16 protein-coding genes are annotated in these 20018 nt (G+C 50.0%); 11 read left to right on the top strand and 5 right to left on the bottom strand.

Translation table 11 applies throughout. From position 1 onward, the window contains the following. The first annotated feature begins 129 nt into the window (after positions 1–129). The gene (locus QMO62_RS28980; protein ID WP_284645968.1) at positions 130–3900 is read left to right on the top strand and encodes an OmpL47-type beta-barrel domain-containing protein; all 3771 of its coding nucleotides are present in this window, start codon (positions 130–132) and stop codon (positions 3898–3900) included. Positions 3901–3956: 56 nt separating this feature from the next. On the opposite strand, the gene QMO62_RS28975 is transcribed toward QMO62_RS28980, so the two are convergent. Then, positions 3957–5138: an MFS transporter gene (locus QMO62_RS28975; RefSeq protein ID WP_284645967.1), complete on the bottom strand. Its 1182-nt coding sequence runs from the start codon at positions 5136–5138 to the stop codon at positions 3957–3959. 112 nt (positions 5139–5250) lie between these two features. On the opposite strand from QMO62_RS28975, the gene QMO62_RS28970 reads away from it, so the two are divergent. The 3 genes from QMO62_RS28970 to QMO62_RS28960 all read left to right on the top strand — a co-directional run bounded on the left by QMO62_RS28970 (position 5251) and on the right by QMO62_RS28960 (position 8626). After that, entirely contained in the window at positions 5251–6198 is a 948-nt protein-coding gene (locus QMO62_RS28970) for a helix-turn-helix transcriptional regulator (protein ID WP_284645966.1), read from the top strand. 82 nt (positions 6199–6280) lie between these two features. Next, a complete protein-coding gene (locus QMO62_RS28965; RefSeq protein ID WP_284646716.1) occupies positions 6281–8113 on the top strand; it encodes a UbiD family decarboxylase in 1833 nt (610 codons plus the stop codon). A gap of 102 nt (positions 8114–8215) precedes the next feature. Then, complete coding sequence (locus QMO62_RS28960; RefSeq protein WP_284645965.1) at positions 8216–8626, top strand: GNAT family N-acetyltransferase; 411 nt, start codon at positions 8216–8218, stop codon at positions 8624–8626. 94 nt (positions 8627–8720) lie between these two features. Here QMO62_RS28960 and QMO62_RS28955 read toward each other — a convergent pair whose 3' ends face one another. After that, entirely contained in the window at positions 8721–10040 is a 1320-nt protein-coding gene (locus QMO62_RS28955; protein WP_284645964.1) for an ABC transporter substrate-binding protein, read from the bottom strand. Between the two features lie 163 nt (positions 10041–10203). On the opposite strand from QMO62_RS28955, the gene QMO62_RS28950 reads away from it, so the two are divergent. The 3 genes from QMO62_RS28950 to QMO62_RS28940 all read left to right on the top strand — a co-directional run bounded on the left by QMO62_RS28950 (position 10204) and on the right by QMO62_RS28940 (position 12605). Continuing rightward, on the top strand, positions 10204–11004 hold the full coding sequence (locus tag QMO62_RS28950; RefSeq protein WP_284645963.1) for a helix-turn-helix domain-containing protein: 801 nt from the start codon (positions 10204–10206) through the stop codon (positions 11002–11004). An 89-nt stretch (positions 11005–11093) separates the two neighbouring features. Continuing rightward, positions 11094–11648: an RNA polymerase sigma factor gene (locus QMO62_RS28945; protein ID WP_284645962.1), complete on the top strand. Its 555-nt coding sequence runs from the start codon at positions 11094–11096 to the stop codon at positions 11646–11648. A 3-nt stretch (positions 11649–11651) separates the two neighbouring features. After that, on the top strand, positions 11652–12605 hold the full coding sequence (locus tag QMO62_RS28940) for a DUF4871 domain-containing protein (protein WP_284645961.1): 954 nt from the start codon (positions 11652–11654) through the stop codon (positions 12603–12605). A gap of 105 nt (positions 12606–12710) precedes the next feature. Here QMO62_RS28940 and QMO62_RS28935 read toward each other — a convergent pair whose 3' ends face one another. Beyond that, positions 12711–13304, bottom strand: a complete 594-nt coding sequence (locus tag QMO62_RS28935) for a TetR/AcrR family transcriptional regulator (protein WP_284645960.1) — start codon at positions 13302–13304, stop codon at positions 12711–12713. A 136-nt stretch (positions 13305–13440) separates the two neighbouring features. Here QMO62_RS28935 and QMO62_RS28930 point away from each other — a divergent pair, with 136 nt between their 5' ends. From QMO62_RS28930 to QMO62_RS28915, 4 genes are all read left to right on the top strand, one after another. Further along, the gene (locus QMO62_RS28930; RefSeq protein ID WP_284645959.1) at positions 13441–14193 is read left to right on the top strand and encodes an MBL fold metallo-hydrolase; all 753 of its coding nucleotides are present in this window, start codon (positions 13441–13443) and stop codon (positions 14191–14193) included. A 106-nt stretch (positions 14194–14299) separates the two neighbouring features. After that, positions 14300–15037 (top strand): MBL fold metallo-hydrolase, encoded by a 738-nt coding sequence (locus tag QMO62_RS28925; RefSeq protein ID WP_284645958.1) that lies wholly within the window; start codon positions 14300–14302, stop codon positions 15035–15037. Between the two features lie 97 nt (positions 15038–15134). After that, positions 15135–16196: a phosphotransferase gene (locus tag QMO62_RS28920; protein WP_284645957.1), complete on the top strand. Its 1062-nt coding sequence runs from the start codon at positions 15135–15137 to the stop codon at positions 16194–16196. Positions 16197–16484: 288 nt separating this feature from the next. Further along, positions 16485–17096: a histidine phosphatase family protein gene (locus QMO62_RS28915; RefSeq protein WP_284645956.1), complete on the top strand. Its 612-nt coding sequence runs from the start codon at positions 16485–16487 to the stop codon at positions 17094–17096. A gap of 78 nt (positions 17097–17174) precedes the next feature. Here QMO62_RS28915 and QMO62_RS28910 read toward each other — a convergent pair whose 3' ends face one another. After that, the gene (locus QMO62_RS28910) at positions 17175–18695 is read right to left on the bottom strand and encodes a methyl-accepting chemotaxis protein (RefSeq protein ID WP_284645955.1); all 1521 of its coding nucleotides are present in this window, start codon (positions 18693–18695) and stop codon (positions 17175–17177) included. Between the two features lie 108 nt (positions 18696–18803). Continuing rightward, positions 18804–19838, bottom strand: coding sequence for a DUF3231 family protein (locus QMO62_RS28905; RefSeq protein WP_284645954.1), 1035 nt, complete (start codon positions 19836–19838; stop codon positions 18804–18806). Between the last annotated feature and the right edge of the window lie 180 nt (positions 19839–20018).

The following is a 20018-nucleotide window of genomic DNA, read 5'->3' as shown; positions in this document are numbered from 1 at the left end:
TAGAGGATTGGGTGATTGCATGTTGCAGGTCCTGCGGGTACGATGACGGTACGTTTCCTGAAGGGAGGGAATCAGGTTCCATTATTCCGCGCTGCTGTCAGTACCTATTCAATCACAAGGAGGTTCGATATGAAAAAATGGATGGCGCTCCTGTTGTCTATTGTATTAGCCGTCACCTTATTCCAAGTGCCGATGCCCTCAGCCAGAGCAGCCTATGACGCGCTGCCGGCCTTCCCGGGAGCCGAAGGCTTCGGCTACGCAGCGTCGGGAGGACGCGGCGGCGAAGTGTATCATGTTACCAGCTATGAGCTTACCGGTCCAGGTACATTTCACGATGCGCTGATGACCGCAGGCACGACACCTCGCACGATCGTTTTCGATATTTCCGGTGAAATCACCATTCCGCAAATGGTAGTAAGGAACAAATCCAAGATTACGATTGCGGGACAAACGGCACCGGGAGACGGAGTCACGATCCGCGGCAACAACATCCGCTTTATCGAGTGCAGTGACATTGTCATTCGTTATTTGCGTTATCGCATGGGAGTTCAAAGCTTCCAAGACGACACGATGTATTTTGAGGATTGCCAGAATGTGATTATCGACCATTCCTCTTTCTCGTGGGGGACGGATGAAGTATTGTCCATCAAGAGCAAGAATTACGAAAATCCGAAATCCAAAAATATTACGGTGCAATGGTCGATCATATCGGAAGGTCTCCTGACTCACTCCATGGGCGGCTTGATCGAGATGAATACCATCTCCATGCATCATAATCTTTATGCCCATAATAACGATCGCAATCCGAAAACGAAGGGGCAGATCGATTTTGTCAATAATATCGTTTATAACTGGGGCGGCTATCCGTATGTAGCCGGTGGCGAATCGGGCACTCAAGGCTATGGGAATGTCGTAGGCAATTATTTTATCGCAGGCTTGAATTCGGCGGATCCCCAGTATGCGGTTGTTCGCGGCAACGAGAACTATCGTCTTTACCTTGCCAATAACCGGATCGACAGCAACAAGAACGGTGTTCTTGATGGGGCGGATACCGGCATAGGGATGATGGAAGCGGAACGGCCTAGTCTTATTGTGCCGGAGCGTTTCGAGTATCCTCCTGTCCATACGCAGGAGCCGGAGGTTGCCTATGGGCATATTCTTGGCTATTCCGGTTCATCAATTGCCAGAGATGCCGTGGATGAACGGGTAGTGGATAGCGTGCGCAAGCAAACCGGAGTGATCATCGGTCATGAGAACGATGTAGGAGGCTTCCCTCAGCTGGCGAAGGGGACGGCTCCTGCGGATACCGACCGTGACGGCATGCCGGATGCTTGGGAGACGGCGAACGGCTTGAATCCGCTCGATGCGGAGGATCGCAACGCGGACAGAAATGGAGACGGTTACACGAATCTGGAGGACTACCTGAATGAGCTGGCCGCGCCGGGCTTTCCCGCCCATTATCCTTTGACCCCGCCGGCATGGTCGGGTACACCGTTCATTCCTCCGACGAAGCCGGCTCCGGAGCCGGAGGAGAAGCCGGTGCGGAGTATGGACGGGAGGTCGATCCGCAGCGTTGTTATCCATGACAACAGCGGCAGCGGGGCGGTCAACGAGGCCAACTGGTCCATCCAAGACAATCTTCAGACAGGGGACTACGTAGCCGGTGACCGGCTCACTGGGAGCAAAACCTATCGATTCGTTACGATTCCGGACGAATTGAAGGGGATGGAATGGATTCGTTCCCCTGTGGCTTCCCGAAGCGCGACGAGCCCGGATCTGGTCTCCTTTTACCTGGCAGCGGATGCCGATGTGTATGTCGCCCACGATGCAAGAATTTCCCCTAGGCCAGAGTGGCTGACATCCTCTTACGAGGATACGGGGTTAACCATCACAGATGACCAGCCGGTGCAGTTCAAGCTGTTCAAGAAGCGCTATGCCGCAGGCTCTCACGTGGTGATGGGACCCAATCAAAATACATCGAGAATGAACTATTTTGTCATCCTGAAGCAGGTGAGTCCCGGCACGCTTCCGCCAGTACAATCGCCGACAGGACTAACAGTACAGCTTAAGAACGACCCTTCCGTTACACTTCAATGGGAGGCCGTAAACGGGTCGTCCTCTTATTTAATCTACCGATCCACTTCCATGGATCCTTATTTTAAAGTCATTGGCAGTACGGACTCGGGCACGACAACGTTCTCGGATACAGCCGTTCAGCTGGGGGTTACCTACAATTACAAGGTGGCCGCCTTGAACGCGGGAGGCGAATCTCCGCACACTGCCTTGGTTGAAATATTTGCCTACGATGCCTCGCAGCCGATTCCGCCTGCGCCGCAAGGATTGCAGGTTGCCTCTACGAAGAGTATTTCGGTGGGGCTGGAATGGACGCCGGTAACACAGGCTATCAGCTATGGGATTTACAAGGCTGCTTCCGCTGACGGGCCTTATCAGAAGGTCGCCCATACATCCGAGTCTGCCTATACCGACAAGAGGTTGAGCCCTTCAACGACGTACTATTACAAGGTTGCTGCAACATCCATGGGTGGAGAATCCGCCTTGTCCGGCAGCGTCGGCGTAACGACGAACCCTCCGGTGTCGGTTCCCGAGACGCCGGCAGGCTTGACGGCCGGTGCTGTAACGACTTCGTCGTTCACGGTGAGCTGGAATCCGGTTAGCCACGCGGAAACCTACCATGTATACCGGAAGGCGAACGGCGAGAATGGTTTTGCCCGCATCGGCAGCACCACCTCCCCTCAGTATACCGATCAAAGCGTGAGTGCCGATCGTTCGGGCTACAGCTACAAGGTGAGCGCGGAGAACGAAATGGGAGAGTCCGGCCTGTCGGGCGAGCTTGAACTGGCTATGCCGCTGCCGGCGATCCCTTCGAATTTGTTTGTCGGTTTAACGGGGGAAACGTTCGTCGGGCTGATCTGGACGTCACATGGCGGCGCGACGCAATACAATATATATCGTTCGTCTGCAGGAGAACCGGCTCAATACGTCGGTTATGCCAAAGTGGATACGTACTATGACCGAACCGTTCAGCCCGGAGTGGAGTACACCTATTATATCAAAGGCAGCAATGCCGCCGGGGAGTCCGCTTCCTCCAATACGGTCACGGTGAAGACTCTTGGGAAGCCCAAGGACGTAACGCCTCCTGTCACGACCGCCGATGCCAAGTCCGGCTGGCAGAACACAGCCCAGGTGATTCGTCTAACTGCCGTCGATGCCGAGGGCTCCGAGACTACCAGCTATTACAGCGTTGACGAGGGTCCGTTCACAATGGGAACCGAGGCTGTGGTCAGCGCGGAAGGCGTGCATACGCTTCGGTATTACAGTATAGACTCGGCGGGGAACAAGGAAGCCGAGCGGTCGGTAACGATTAGTATAGATCTCACGGGTCCAACGATTCAACCGACGGTAACGACCGCGGTGTATCGCACCGATGCCTTACTGATCCCGTTCGACATCACCGATTCGCTTAGCGGCGTAAGCCAGGTGGAGGCAACGCTGGACGGCGCAGCCTTCAGCTTGCCTGTTAGCGTAGAGCCCTACACGTTGCCGATCGGCGAGCATGCGATTGTGATTAGGGCGGCGGACCATGCAGGCAACGTCACGGTGAAGGAGTTCACTTTGGCAGTCGTGATGGACCGCAATCAATTAGACGAAGCGCTGCAGCTGGCGAACGCACGGGGAAAGATCAAGAATCCGGGCGTGCTGAACAGCTTGAGTGTCAAAGTGAATCAAATTCAAAACGAGGGCAACCAAGCTCAGCTCGTCAACGCATTAAAAGCTTTGGAGAATGAAGTGTCCGCCCAGGCAGGGAAGCATATCGATGCGGACTTTGCGAAGCAGCTGCTGGCTGATCTTGCCTATTTGAAAAAAGAAGCGAGTCAATAAGGCTCTCCGAAACGGCCGCTCCCTCCTCATTGAGGGAGCAGCCGTTTATTTGTATTTTAGGGCGATGGTGTGGTGTGTTTCAGTTCATTCTTCTGCAGTACGCCTCCTAACAGGAACATTCCAAGCGAGAGGGCAAGGCAGACGGCCGTGAACACACCGATAGATGAAAAACCGCCGAGTTGGACATACAAGATACCGGCCACCCACGCTCCGAGCGTATTGGCGCCGTTCATGGTTGAATTGGCCAAGCTGGAGATCGTTCCCCGGATAGAGGAATGTAAGGAGGTTAGTGCTTCCATGGCAATCGGGAACAAAATTCCAAGCGTTGCGAAGATGACGAAATATACGAAGGTTACGTAACCGATGCCGGGTAAGTAAGGCGCGCCTATATAAAGTCCTGCAAGCAGCAGCATACCTAACGAAAATGCTTTGACCCGGCTGAGCTTTCGCGTGACGGATGCGCTAATCAGGCTTCCCAGCAGCGTGCCGAAACCGAGGAACATCATCACCGTGCCGACCTGCCCGACAGGCAGATGAAAACGGTCGGCGACCCACTTGCCGACGAATGCGAAAGCGGTTCCGCTTCCCAAGTGAAGAAGCAGGTAGGCTAGAAAACCGCTTCTTGCCTTTGCGCTTGTGAGGAGCGGAACATAACGGCGAAATACCGATATCTTCTCCGTTTGTCGAACGGCAGGCTTGATGTCTGGCAACGTGGACCGGATCACGACTGCCAGCAGCAGCGCCGCGGCGCCAATGGTCCAGAACGGCACGGACCATGAGAAGACCGCTAGCCAGCTTCCGATCGGTACCCCAAGCGCTTGAGCGGCTGCCAACCCCGAGAACGCAATGCCCATTGTCTTTGAAATGCGTTCCGCAGGCAGGACGACCGGGATGGAGGCCCATACTTGGGGAGCTGTGAAAGCCGCGCTGACACCGGCAAGAAAACGGAATAGGCACATCGTCCAAAAGCTGTCGGCGAAACCGCAGAGGATCGTCGAAACGGCAAATCCGAGCAAGCCGCAGAGCATGACGACTTTTCGATTCCAGCCATCGGAGAGGGGTCCGGCGATGAGAGCAAAGATGGCCGATCCCAAAGTGTACGAGCCGATCATCCATCCGGCCCTTTCCGTTGAAACTGAAAATTTCGTTTGAAGAGTCGGAAGCAAGGGAGAAATCAGAAACGTATCCGTCCCGATCAGAAACATGATAAAGAAAAACAGCGCAGTCCATTTTCGCATAACGATCGCTCCTTAGGGTTAGTTGCTTGATGAACCTATTCTAAGTCATAATAGTGACAATACCTGTCATTAATTTTTTGCTTTAAAAATTTTGTTAAAGGTGCTGATTATCGTGACCAAATCGAAACGGCTTATGGAGCTCATGATGACGGTTAACCGAAAAAGACGCTTTAAGGTACAGGAGCTTGCCGACGAATTCGGCGTATCCAAGCGTACGATTCTTAGGGATTTACAAGAGCTAAGCGAGCTTGGGGTACCACTCTATTCTGAAGTAGGGCCGCACGGTGGATATCAGGTGGTAAGGGAGAGGGTACTACCGCCGATTGCCTTCACAGAGGGGGAAGCCGCCGCCATGTTTTTTGCCGTTCATGCGCTTCGGCATTATTCCTCGCTGCCCTTCGAAGCGGAGTCCGCCTCTGCCTTGAGCAAGTTCTACCTTCACATGCCGGGAGACGTCCGAGACCGAATCGACAGTATGAAGCACCGTGTCGATTTCATTACGCCGACAAGGCGGGGCGATGCCCCATGCTTGGCTATACTGCTTGATGCCGCCATCCATAAAAAGGTGCTCATGATCCATTACGAGTCAAAGGTGGAGGGGGAGACGAGCCGCAGGATCCAGCCGGGCTCCATCTATGCGCATAACGGCTTTTGGTATTGTAAGGCGTACTGTTTCCTGAGACAGGGTCTCCGTGTGTTTCGGTGCGACCGGATCAGTGAGGCGGCGGAAGATACATCCGGCATAGAGCCGCTCGATCTAGACGATGTTCACCTTGAACGGCGTGAGACGTACGAGCCAAGGGAGCCTGTACGTTTGAGAGCGGAGCTAAGCAGCATAGGAGTTCAGCGATGTGAAGCCGAGCTCTGGCTTGCTCCTCTGCTGCAGGTGAGAGAAGATGGAGGAGGCTCGATCGATGCGAACGTGTCGCGAAGCGACGTTCCTTTTTATACGGAATTTTTTATTTCCTTGGGAAATGAAGTGGATTTGAAGGAGCCGAAGGAATTAGTAGAGTCGATCCGGAGAAGACTTTCCGAACAGCTAACCCGATACAGTCCATGAGGCTGACGGACGGATTTTGACGACAACAAGCAATGATGCTAGAGTGGTAGTAACAATTATTTTTATGGATTGGAGCATGACGATGTATCGGAATTTGGAAGATTGCGTCTTGGATCTGGAGCGGGGAGGCCATCTGGTTCGCGTGAAGGAGGAAGTGGATCCTTACCTCGAGATGGCGGCGATTCACCTGAAGGTATATGAAGCGGGCGGTCCTGCGTTGCTGTTCGAAAATGTGAAAGGCTCGAAATTCCGGGCGGTCTCTAATCTGTTCGGTACCCTGGAGCGGAGCAAATATTTGTTTCGGAGCACGCTGGCCGGCGTACAGCAGGTCATGAAGCTGCGGAACGATCCGATCAAGGCGCTCAAGCAGCCGTTTCTTCATGTGGCTACCGGGCTGGCCGCAGCCAAGGCACTGCCGCTTCGTAAGAGCGGGGGTGCTCCCGTCACCGCGCAGGAAATCAAGATTTCCGATTTGCCGCTCATTCACCACTGGCCCATGGACGGCGGAGCGTTCGTCACCCTGCCGCAAGTGTATTCGGAGGACCCGTTGAAGCCGGGCATCATGAATGCGAACCTCGGCATGTACCGGGTCCAGCTCACCGGCAACGAATATGTTACCGACCGCGAGGCAGGTCTTCATTATCAGATTCACCGCGGTATTGGCGTTCATCAGCAGCGTGCTGTGAAAAAGGGCCAGCCGCTCAAGGTAAGCATCTTCGTCGGCGGCCCCCCGGCGCATACTCTCGCCGCGGTTATGCCGCTGCCAGAGGGGCTGAGCGAAATGACGTTCGCCGGTCTGCTTGCGGGCCGCCGCTTTCGCTACGGCTATGAGGACGGCTACTGCATCAGCCATGATGCGGACTTCGTCATCACGGGAGAAATCCGTCCGGGCGAGACGAAGCCGGAAGGACCCTTCGGCGATCATCTCGGTTACTACAGCCTGACGCATCCGTTCCCTTATCTTCACATTCACAAGGTTTATGCCCGACCGAATGCGATTTGGCCCTTCACCGTCGTCGGCCGGCCTCCTCAGGAGGATACGACGTTCGGCGCCCTCATCCACGAGCTCACCGGCGACGCGATCAAAGTCGAAATCCCCGGCCTTGAGGAAGTGCACGCGGTAGACGCGGCCGGTGTCCATCCCTTGCTGTTCGCGATCGGCAGCGAGCGCTACACGCCTTATCAGCGCGTGAAGCAGCCGACCGAGCTGCTCACACTGGCGAACCGTATCCTCGGGACAGGCCAGCTTAGTCTGGCGAAGTACCTGTTCATTACCGCGGAGGAGCAGATTCCGATCAGTACGCACCGAGAGGCGGAGTTTATGGGCTATATTCTGGAGAGGCTGGATTTAAGACGGGATATCCACTTCCAGACGAACACGACGATCGACACATTGGACTATTCCGGAACCGGTTTGAACAGCGGCAGTAAGGTCGTCATTGCAGCCTACGGCGACAAGAAAAGAGAGCTGTGCAAAGAGGTGCCGGAGGCGCTGAAGGGACTTCGTGACTTTCCTAACGCGCGTCTTGTCATGCCGGGCGTTGTTGCCCTGCAGGCTGGGCCTTTCACGACATACCCGGAGGCTGACAAGGAATTCGCTGCTTTGAGCGAAGCGCTCAAGGATAGGGATGAGTTTGAATCATGTCCGCTCATCGTCGTCTGTGACGACAGCAATTTCCTGAGCGAGCGGCTGGACAATTTTCTCTGGGCGGCGTTTACGCGCAGCAACCCTTCGCACGATCTGCATGGCGTAAACAGCCGATGCGAGCACAAGCATTGGGGCTGCGACAATCTTATTCTCGACGCACGTCTCAAGCCGCATCATGCGCCTCCGCTCATTCCCGACCCGGACGTAACCAGGCGGATCGAGCGATTGTTCGTTAAAGGCGGCAGCTTGGAGCAGGTTCGAATTTAGCATGAAATGCGTTGAAGGTATTTGTTATCCGATCATCACGAGGCTGCCGCGGCAACAAAACGGCAGCTTTTCTTATGCTAAAAGGTCAAAGGGGAGATAAAGGTGAAGATGGATATCGCCACCGATTTAGACTACGGGTATCTGCATGAGCATGACCGTCATATTTCACAGAGCTTGCTATTGCAAAAGATAAAAAACAATGAAATCTATATACTGCGTAACAAAGACGAAAGCAATATCGGGTGGATGAGGTACGGTTATTTTTGGGATAACACACCATTTATGAATATGATTTGGATATCTGAGCCATTTCGAGGTAAGGGGTTAGGGACGCAAGCGGTCCTCTTTTGGGAGAACGAAATGCAACGAAAGGGCTTTGCATTGGTTATGACGTCTACTTTATCTAATGAGAGGGCACAGCACTTTTACAGAAAACTAGGTTATCGGGATGCAGGGTGTTTGTTGCTTGAGAATGAACCCTTGGAAATCATAATGACGAAAAAAATGCTATAAAGCTATATCACGCCTTGTGCATTGTTCTATTGCGCCCCAACGCAATACAAAGCGGGCCTCCTTACGGAAGCCCGCTTTGTATTGGGTCGAATGTTTATTTTAAGCCCTCTTCTTTGATATATTTATCCGCCTTCTCCTCGGCTTCCCTGAGGGCAGTATTAATATCCTTCTTTTCCGTCGCTATCCCTTTTGCCGCTTCTTTCAGGAACGGATAGATTTTCACGTCAAATTTCGTAGCTTCCGGTAATGGAGCCGGCTTCACTTTGAAAATTCCTTCCAGATTTTTGCCCTCATACAATTTGGTATCGCTCGCGAACTGCTTCTTCAGATTTTGGTCCTTAAGAACGGTTAGGCGCATTCCCTTGTTCATAGCCTTCTGCGCCTCTTCGGAAACCAACGTTTGTAGAACGGCATATACCGCTTTCTTATTTTTACCGGTCGGTGTGACCATGGCAAGATGGAAGTCAATCTCTCTGCCATATCCCGGCTTATCGTCAAACGAGGGGAAGGAAACGACATCCCAATTGAAGTTTTTGCCTTGCTCTTGCAACTGCGGCAGCCGCGTAGTGAGATTGGCGATCCAGTAAGGGAACATGGCCAGCTTCTGGTCCTTAAGGAAGTAGTCGATTCCGTATGTATATTTATTATTGGGGCCGACGATTCCCGTAATGCTGTAGAGCCGCTCGAAAAGTCCGAATACTTTCTTATAAGCGTCGTTCGTCAGAACCGATTTGTCCTGCTTATCATTCACCACGGGAAGCGAGTAGGCCCGCGTCAGCACTTGCGGATCTCCCGTATCAAGTCCGATATATTGCGTACCCTGGTCTTCCCGCGTGACCTTGCGGGCCAGCTCAATCACCTCGTTCCAGGTCATATTATCCTTAGGATACGGGACGGCAAACTTATCGAAAATATCTTTGTTATACGCCATCACTCCGTAATTCATAGCATAGGGCATTCCGTAGATTTCCCCGTTTTTCCCGAATTTCTTCAGCAAGTTGATCGCTTCGGGTTCGAACTGGCTCATATCGATGTTATGGCTTTTTACCATGTCGTTTAAATCGCTTCCCAAGCCTTGCTGTAACAGATCGTGCAAATAATAGTTGCTTGTAAGAATGACATCCGGCACTTCACCGGCGGTGATCAGCTTGTCGAGCGTGGTTCCGCTGATTAATTGAACCGAAATATTAGGGAATTTCGCCTTCACGGGTTTGGCTACCAACGCTTCCAAGTCGGCTTCGCCCAGTATCCCTGCATAGTGGGAATAGAACGTCAAGGTGACAGGTTCATTATTATATAGCTCCTCCTTGCCGGCGGTCTCCTTATTACTGTCGGCTCCGCCATTTCCGCACCCCGAAACGATAAGTAGCGCCGATAAAGCGATCCATCCGTATTTTCTAATTCGCTGCTTCATTGTTACCCCTCCATTTGCATGGTTGATAAACGTTATCATGGTTGACTGCGATTGCCGGTTTGACTCTACCATACTAATTCATATTGCGACTGAAAAGAATAATCAATATAATCGAAAACATGATAGATTCTGCTATTTTTATGAATAGTTGGATGGTGATGACTTGGAGAAAAACGTTTTGCTTTGCGGCTATTCGTACCACACTCATCGTACCCAGAGGGGAAACAAGAATAAGGGGCTCGCAACTTATCTGCTTCGATTGCAGACGGAGGGAAGCTGCGTAGTACATGCTGAGGGGCAGGAGCTCACCATTGAGCCCGGAGATCTTATCCTGCTAAAGCCCGGCAGTTTTTATGAGCTTCGTATCGGGGAACATGATAAGGATAAACAAGCTGCCCTATCCAAGGTGACCAGCGGGGATTATTATTTATACTGCCGGGGAGCTTGGGTGGACGATTGGTGGCATCGTTCCGTCAAACCGTTTCGAATCCGCATTGGCATGACCGATGTCATCCTTTCCTTATGGAATCAGATCATCAAAGAAAAGCAGCGTTTGGAAGACGAAAATTCCGAGATGACCGAATATTTGCTGCGGGCGCTTTGCCTGGCCCTGGACCGTGCCATTAATGAAACGCGGACTTCCCACAGCCGCTGGCAAACGGCCTTGCATATGAGGAGATACATAGAAGAGCATGCAAGGGAAGCGTTTAAAGTTGAGGACGTGGCAAGGTATGCCTGCTTGAGTGTATCCCGCGCTGCGCATTGTTTTAAAGAGTTCTACGGCAAGTCGATCATGCAATATGCGCTGGAAATTCGTTTATCCGACGCAGTGGAACGGATGAAGCATACCAACCTGACGCTGGAGCAAATCGCGGAGAGCTCCGGTTTCGCAAGCTATACATATTTCCATCGTGTATTTAAAAATAAATTCGGCCTTTCTCCCACGGCGTTCCGCAAACAGTAATCTTTCCCGCTTTGGCCGACAAGCGGAAGATGAAATTTTATTTTGAAATGGGGAACCATCTGTTGTAGTCTACGGTCTTATATATTGGGGTGAAGGCATTGACGGACCAGTGGGATTACTTAAAGCATCTGGCACAGGGTTATGATCGGAGTATCGTGCTGCGTGACTTGATGGATTCGTTCGGAGACGATGTATGGAACTTCGCCTATTTTCTGACGAGTCGTTCCGAAGCGGCTGATGATATTTCTCAAGAGGTGTTCCTAGCAGCATATAACGGTTTGTACGCTTTTCGAGGAGAATGCTCGGTCAAAAGCTGGTTGCTGACGATAACGAGGAATAAGGCACTGCATTATTTGCAAAGCGCCTTCCTTCGTAAAGTAACCCTGACCGATACATTTACGAAATGGGGGACCTCCCCGGCTGCGGAGCAAGTGGTTTTTGACCGTCTCGATAACCGCGCGGTTTGGAATGCAGTCCTGCAGCTGCCACGCAAATATAGAGAGGTACTAGTGCTAGATTTTCATTACGGCCTGAAGCAAAAGGAAATCGCCGTTTTGTTGAAAATATCGGAAGGTACGGTGAAATCAAGATCGCATCGTGCCAAGAAACGGATGAGCGAGCTAATATCCCGTGAGGAGGTGTAGAGCATGAGTGAAGAAAAACCGGCTTGGGCCAATAGTATGGCGGATCCGCCTTTTGCCGATCGCCATTTTACCGCTGATTTGAAACATAAGGTGCTGCAGCGTGCTGGTGAGTCGAAAAGGATCCCTTTTTCCGTAGTATCGGCTGTATGTGTACCTTTGGTCATAACATCATTGGTTATCGGCTGGCTTCCGTTCAAAGACATGGTGTTGCCGTCCGTAGTTGAACCGCCCGTCGTAATTTCGGGTAAACCGATAGCGCGGCATGACTATTATGATAACGGACGAAGACTATTCACAGTCTATCCGGACCCGTATGCGACGGCCGGGAAAACCGCGGGATATATGTTTCATTTTGACGAGGCCTTAGAAACCTACTTGGGAAAAATGGTAACGCTCCAAGCCGTTCATCTCGAATCGGGCGCGAAGGAGATATTATCCTCCGAAGTCATTACGAAGCCGAGCCCCGGTTATGCAGGACTGGAAAGATTCACAACCCAGTTCGCTTTGCCGCTGGAGGGGATGTGGGAACTGAGCGTGCTGCTCGACGATAAGCCCTATGGCACTGTACAGCTGTTTATACTTGAGCCCTCATGGGATATTACGCCTGAGTTTACATCCGGGGCTTACATGATGCGCGGTGTCGAGAAAAAAGTGGGGTTCATCGATGCCGGGTTCATTGCCGGAAGAAACCAAAAGTACATGTGGCATTTCTGGGGGAACGATGAACTTCTTAACGGGCCCTTTGAGGTAAAAGCGGTGAAGCAAGGTACAGACAAGATGATCGATGTTTACTCCTCTAACCAGATAAGCTCCGCGAATGCCTTGGCCGGTAAACTGAACGGAGCCGACCGTCACGTCGTCACCTTGATGAAGCTGCCTGAAGCGGGGCGCTGGAGGCTGCTTCCCTACGTAAAGGGACGGTTGCTTGATACGATTGTCGTCGAAGTATCGAAGTAAACTATATGGATGGGAAAAGGGCCCTGCGATCCTCGAAAGGCTGCCGAAAAGAAATCGGCAGCCTTGCTGCGCTCCCGGCGCTATATACCGGGAACCGCTCCTTTGCTAAATGGTATGATAAGTCGAGAGGACCAGCTTGATCTGCTGAATCACGAACCCGATGTGCTTATTGTCCCGGGTTAACCGGCTTGCCATGACGCCGCCTTCCAACGAAGAAACCACGAACGAAGCTACGGCTTCCGTGTTGAGAGTTGAAGATAGCTCCCCCGAGGTGACCCCTTCGTCCAATATACCTTGAATGAACGCCGTGAAATGACCATGTGCGGCTACCGCTTTCTCTCGTAGCGGAAGATAACCATCATCCGCCTCCACCGCCGTGTTGAGCAAGGGGCATCCCCCCTCGATCGGAAGCTGATTAACAGGGTCTTCGTATACCGCGCATACCGCCAAGATCTTGTCGGTCGCCTTCTCCGCCTTTTCCGCAGCCTCCAAGAAATGCTCCATCATAATCCGCGAGGCATAATCGAACGCTTCCAGCGCAATTTCGTCTTTCCCGGAAAATGTCCGATAGACGCCGCCTTTGGTCAATCCCGTGACTTGTATGATGTCTTGTATGGAAGAGCCGGCATACCCTTTTTGATTAAAGAGTCCGGCGGATTTCTCGATAATATGCTGGCGCGTCTTCTCGCCCTTGCGCATGATAGATGACCTCCGTACTTAAGAATAATGAATATTATTATTTTAACATTACTATGGTATTTTCGAAAAATATTTGGTAACCTATAAAAAACCGAACCGTTCGGTATTTTATTTTAAAAAGAGGAGTGACTTGTTTATGAAGAACGTGAGCATTGTACGGATTCCCATTCTTCCGATGCACATGGTGAACGCCTATTTGCTGCGCGGACCGGATGGTTGCGTCTTAGTCGATGCCGGTATACCGGCATCGGAGCAAAAAATAGGAAGAGCGCTCGCGAAAGAGCGGCTTACCTTTAAGGACATCAAGCTTATCATCATAACCCATGCCCATGTCGATCATGCCGGCAGTGCGGCAAGATTGCGGGAGCTTACGGGAGCACCCATACTCGCACATGAGGACGATGCCAAGCATTATAACCGGGAAGAGGAGATGACGTTCTGTCCGACGGGACGGTTTGCCCGGCTGTTTTTCAAAACAGGATTTATCCGTCAGCCTTATGAGGGATTTACGCCGGATTTATTGGTTTCCGGAAAACAACCCGTTGATTTACAGCGTTTCGGCGTACCCGGAACGGCGACACACACACCTGGGCATACCCCAGGATCTATATCCGTCGAACTGGAGTCGAATGACGCTATGGTAGGTGATCTTTTGGCCTCGGGTATTTTGCTCGGGGGCATCATGAGGAAAAACCACGCCATCCGACCGCCATTCGAAGACGATCCGCACCGGGTTGCCGAGGAGCTTCTGGGTTTACTCTCTTCCGGCCACGAGACATTTTATCTGGGTCATGGCGGCCCTCTAGGGGCGAATGAAGTTCGACGCCATGCAGAATATTTGAAAAGGCTGCCGGCCGGTCAACAAAAAAGTCAGTGCACTCACATTTGATACCCGCTACGAACGGAGAGAATAGGTTAAATAAAAATGTACGGATTATTTTGTTGTACATTTTGATAAGATGTTATGTAGTAAGGTTGATTATCGGAGGGCGCTTATGCACAGCATACATCTACTTGAGATTGATTTTGAATATAACGGACAAAGGCAAATCATCACTCCAACTATTCTTCAAGACGAGCAGGATACGATCCTTATTGATTGTGGATATCCGAATTTCGAAGCTTATCTTGAAGCTGCAGCCAACCGGATAAACGTCAATTTAGCTGCGGTTACCAAAGTAATCGTCACCCATCACGATATGGATCATATGGGTTCGCTTGCTGGGTTGAAGCGCATGTACCCGCAAGTAGAGATTATTGCACACGAGCTGGAAAAGCCGTATATCGAAGGAACGAAAAAGTCATTGCGGCTGGAACAAGCGGAATCGGGGTTGGATGCTTTGTCCGCACAGGAAAAGCCATACGCTGAACAATTTATATCCTTTCTGAAAACAATAGAACCGGTTACGGTCGATCGTACCGTTTCCTCCGGTGAGAGGTTAGCTTGGTGTACCGGCATAGAGATTGTCCATACTCCGGGTCATATGCCTGGACATATCTCCGTTTATGTACCATCCAGTAAAACACTTATCGCAGGAGACGCTGTTGTACTGGAACAAGGTAAACTGGACATTGCGAATCCCCAATTTACTTTGGATATGGCAGAGGCTTTAAGTTCCGTTCGTCGATTGCTTCAATATGACATAGATCAACTGATTTGCTTTCACGGAGGAGTATTTCAAGGTGATGTAAGAGGAGCTTTGGAGAAGCTTCTCCGGGATTATAGTGCCTAGGAAAAGTCGACAAGTTACGTGTAAATGATGACGGCAGCCGTATCGGTTCGAGTGGTTCCTCCCACCAACAAAACGAAAAAAAGGAGCACGAGGAAATATGAATCGACGCGTGATTACCGATCCTCTTCAATTAAACCTTGAATATATCATCGATTGCTTGAAGCGCGCGGGTCTCCAGAGTGGCGTGCTTCCGACAGATTACCGCTTGGAACCGCTGCGCGCGGACAATTCGGCAGCGTATCGCGTCCGGCTGGCGTACGAATGCTCTGGCGGCGGATCTCCGGAAAGTTTGTTTCTGAAGCTGTGCGGCGGAGGGACATTCGGACGTTCGGAAGTTGATTATTATACGAAGGATTACACCGGGTTTCACGGAGTCCCGATCCCGAATTGTTACGATGCGCATTATGAAAAGTCGTCCTACCATCTCCTGCTGGAAGACTTGACGAACACCCATAGGAACAACTGGGACATCGAGCCAACATTGGCTTACGGCAAGGCAGCGGCGAGAGCATTGGCGAGACTTCACAGTTATTGCTGGGGTACGGACAGCCTCCGGGCTGCTGGATACAACGTTGTTGACGAAATGCAGCTGGAACGGTATTTGACGCAAACTCGGACGGGGTTCGAGCCATTGCTCGAGGCACTTCGGGATGGTAGCGGGTCGTTCCAGAGCGACTTAGCGTCGGATGTCTTCAAACGTCATCCGGACGCGATGGCGAAACGCCTATCGTCAGGTGGGCCATTCGCGTTGATACACGGGGACGTAAATCCCGGCAATATATTATCGCGGAAGGATGGCCAGGCTGAAGGAATTTACTTTATTGACCGGCAGCCGTTCGAGTGGTCATTGCAAAACTGGGTCGGGCCTAGTGACTTGTCCTATATGATGGTCTTGTGGTGGGAACCGGGACACCGCCGCGCGTTCGAACTCGATATACTGCGAACATATTACGACTCGCTCGTCGAATTCGGGGTCGCGGACTATACATGGGAAATGACATTATCCGATTACCGATTATCGGCACTTCAATGCTTTTATATCGCAGCTTCTTGGTGCACGGATCCGGAAGAGCGCACGAAAATGCGTTGGCTATGGAGCTCCCAGCTGGAACGGGCGTGCGCGTTTTACCGGGATTGGCGATGCCAAGAAGTGCTTTAGCTTTCTAAGAAGACGATAGTTGAAACAGGTTTAAGTTCGTTGCAAGCAAGGTGCACGAAAGACAGCGACTCATGTAACTGCCGCTCATACCACTATTTTTTATTCTCCCTCTCGTAGCGATCGTCATATGATATAGCGGGGGGTGATCATAAGAGTCGATAGAACGCGATCTGGGGTTATACAGGGATAGTCACTCATTCGGTGATTATCCTTTTTGCTTTAGACCAGACAAACCGGCATAAAATGGTAATAAATTGATACTGAGTAAGTTATGGGGGGTAGCAATAAATGAGCACGTCTTTTTTTCTTGTCAGGCATGCTTTAAAGGAGAAGGCAATCGGGGATGTCTCCATAACTTCTATGGGTATATTACAAGCACAAACAACAGCAAGACATTTTAATAAATTACCCGTTTCAGCCATATTTTCAAGCCCGCTTCGAAGAGCGAAAGAAACCGCCGAGTATATAGCATTAGAGGCGAAATCAACAATTTGTGTGGATGCCCGTTTACGGGAACGAGCCAATTGGGGGGACTTACCGGGACAAACTTTTGATGAGTTTGTTGCGATGTGGGAGCACTGTACACGTGAGCCTGACTATATACCGCCGGTGGGTGATTCCGTAAAGCAGGCAGGGCAACGTTTATTCTCATTATTATCTGAAATAGCAACACAACACCCGCTCCATAGTAATATTGTCATCGTTACCCATGGCGGATTAATAACGGACTTTTTGGTACATACATTTCATAAGGGAGATCTTGATGTTTGGCATCCTAATTTCATATCCGTGCAAAGTGAATTGGTTCCGGAGTGTTCGATAACAACACTTACTTACGAAAGCGGAAACTTCAAAATTGCAGATTTTGCATCAGTTAAGCATTTAGATAGGTTGCACTAACGGGGCGGGATCTCAAAATAACAACCCTGCACTCCCGTTGCAGGAAGGCAGGGCTTGTTTTCTCCTAAGGTGCTCCGGTCATGAATGAAGTTGCTTTTGCAGTGTTGCGGCAAGCTCTTTCAGGTACAGAAGTTCTTTATTGATGCCGTGGGATGCTTTATTCTGCGTACCCGTCATCCCATACAGCTCTTGGACGGAAGCTACGCTTTCCTCGGTTACCGCCGAAATATTACTCATTTCGGCAGATATGCTATGGGATCGCTGCTCGATCAATATGACGGATTCATGCAAGCCTTTTATACCGTCGATCACTTCCTGAATGGCTTCGTTCATTTGATGGAAGCTGCTTACACAGGAGCCGGCGAGGCTAACGGTGTGTGCAGCAGCTTGATGTCCGGTTTCGAACTGAAGGACAGACTGCTGGCTTTCCTGCTGAATGGCCATAAGAATGATTCCGATTTCTTCAGTCGCTTTATTCGATTGGTCGGCTAGCTTCCTGATTTCGCCGGCAACAACAGCGAACCCTTTACCGAGCTCGCCGGCCCTTGCGGCTTCAATGGAAGCATTTAATGCCAGAAGATTCGTTTGGTTAGCGACTCCCTGAATAGTGGAAATAATCGTACCAACGCGATGCGAGGACTCATTCAACGTTTTTACGGTCCTTGTAGCTTGATTAATGGCGTCAGAGACAATGCCTACCTTTTCGAACAAGGATTCAATGCTGCTGCGGTTGATTTGTACCTTATCCCCGGTAGTCGCGGCTTTATCGTGTAAAACGGCAAAGGTTTGAGTGTTATGCTTGATCATTTCGTCAATGTGATGCAAATTCGATTCGATGGTTGTGAGCGATTCACTTTGAATTTCTAGCCCGGAGGATACCTCTCTAAAGGAGGCCAGCATCTCTTGGCCGGTTCCGATATTATATTCGGATTTCTGTGAGATCTCGTAAGAGGCTTGTTCCAATTGATGGGAGAGCGCTTTAACCGTTTCCAACAGCGTTGTGATTTTGTTCTGCTTTAATTCATTTGCTTCTTCTAACCTGCCGGTCATTTTTTTCTTCGATTTAATGAGCAGAACGGTTGCAAGTGACGTCAGTCCTAAAAATACAGCGTGAACTACCAGCATGAAGAAAGAATAATGATCAACCCCAAAAACAAATTGCGGCAGGAAGTAAAAGCCTAGAATATGCTGCAAAAAGAAAATAACCGTCATTTGGCTTATTATATTGACATTTTCGTAATAAGCAATAATGGCCAACACCATAAAGATTGAAAAATGAAACTCTACCGCTCCACCTCCGCCTGCGATCATGGAAATGCTTGAAAATGTAAGCGCTGATGCATTGAGTACCGGGATAAGCCGATGATCTGTCTGTTTCGAGTAAAGAAAATAAGCTAACCCCAATTGGATAAGCGGTATGACTAATATAATATTCAACATAACCGCGAAAAAAGGAGGGGATTCGCTGCCCGTTGCCAAACCTATCGTGTTCATATGTCCAAAGACACCATAGGCTCTGTGCATGAAATGAACGATTAGACTTATTATAAACGTACCAAGAGATAGTGCTAACATCATTTTGTTTTTGCCGCTTGCCAATTCTCCCCACATCCTTTTTAGCTATTGTTCAGATGGCTCTTTGTGGAAGTATAATAGAGACGGCTCTACAAAAACTCAACAATTTCGACTTGAGAAGGTATCGTGCGCCTAGCCTTTTGCCAGGGTATCTCGGTCTATCGCTTGTGGTTGTTTTTCTAGCCACTCATGTTTCACCATTAGGTTATAACAAATCGCACCGGCCTGCATGGCGTGATTAAACACCTGCTGGTAGTTTAAAATGACATCCGACCTTAAGCTGGAGCCGATGGATGCGCCGTAATAAGTAAGCGCCGCGTTTACCAAAAAAGCGGCATGAAACATAATCAGTTTGTCCGAAAACGGACTTACCGTTGAATCAGTGATCTCGTCATCCCATCTCTGAGGTATGGAGATATCATCTTGTTTTAATATTTCGTCAAAGCTGTCTGCGTCCTTCCCAGCCAATTTAACGTTCTTTAACAAGAATTCGAGAACTTCTTCGTGTTCCGTCACTTGACTGAAAGCCAAACTTAACGTTCGTACAAACCCGGTCTTTTTGGAATTAAAGAACAGGTTGCCTATTTCAGTACTATTGAGTGGTCTCTTGTCTCCAAAAAGATTAGAAATGATCCCCGTCGAGTGGATAAATTCAACCTCTTGAAGAGATGGGACAGAGGGAACCCCCGAAAATTTCGGTTGAGATTTTGCACTATCGGAAATTTTTTGGAACAATTCTTTCGTTTTTTCGAGACATTCAAAATAATAATCTTGAATGTCTTTCCGCTCGCTGTTGGCTATGGCCAGACTATAAGCAGTTAAGCCATGTATGCTCATAATATAAGAGTAAAACAGTAAAAAGGAGTCAGAAAACAATCGCGGAGCATTAACATTGATGTCCGATTCAGTAAATCCTTGAGGGCCTTGGAAATTAGCGTCGTTAAAGAACATAGTAATTTTCTCAATATGTTCCTCAGCCAATTGCAATGCAAATTCCATTATCGGCATGATCTCCTTATCTTCAACAATGGATAAGAAATATTTATACATGCAAACGGACATCGAATCGCCCATGTATTGGTTCCAAAGAGCAGATATTTCTGCAGCGGTTAGCGTGTTTTTCTTGGTGCTATCAATGTCCTGGGTAGAAGAAGTCGACGATTTCAACGGAATCCCTCCGAATATGGAAAGTCTTGTTAGTAATATTGTGCTAACTTTTATTTTGAAATATGTATGGATCGGAAACTATAGCCACAACTTTTTCGGTTGATTAACTATCAAGAGTATTTGAAGAAACGTAAACAGCAGCAGGCATGGACCATCGGTCCATGCCTGCCGCTGTTTCTA

Source organism: Paenibacillus silviterrae, assembly GCF_030167925.1.
Taxonomy (GTDB): Bacteria; Bacillota; Bacilli; order Paenibacillales; family NBRC-103111; genus Paenibacillus_G; species Paenibacillus_G silviterrae.
Note: the sequence above shows the minus strand (reverse complement) of the source record. Positions and strands in the feature narration are given on the sequence as shown.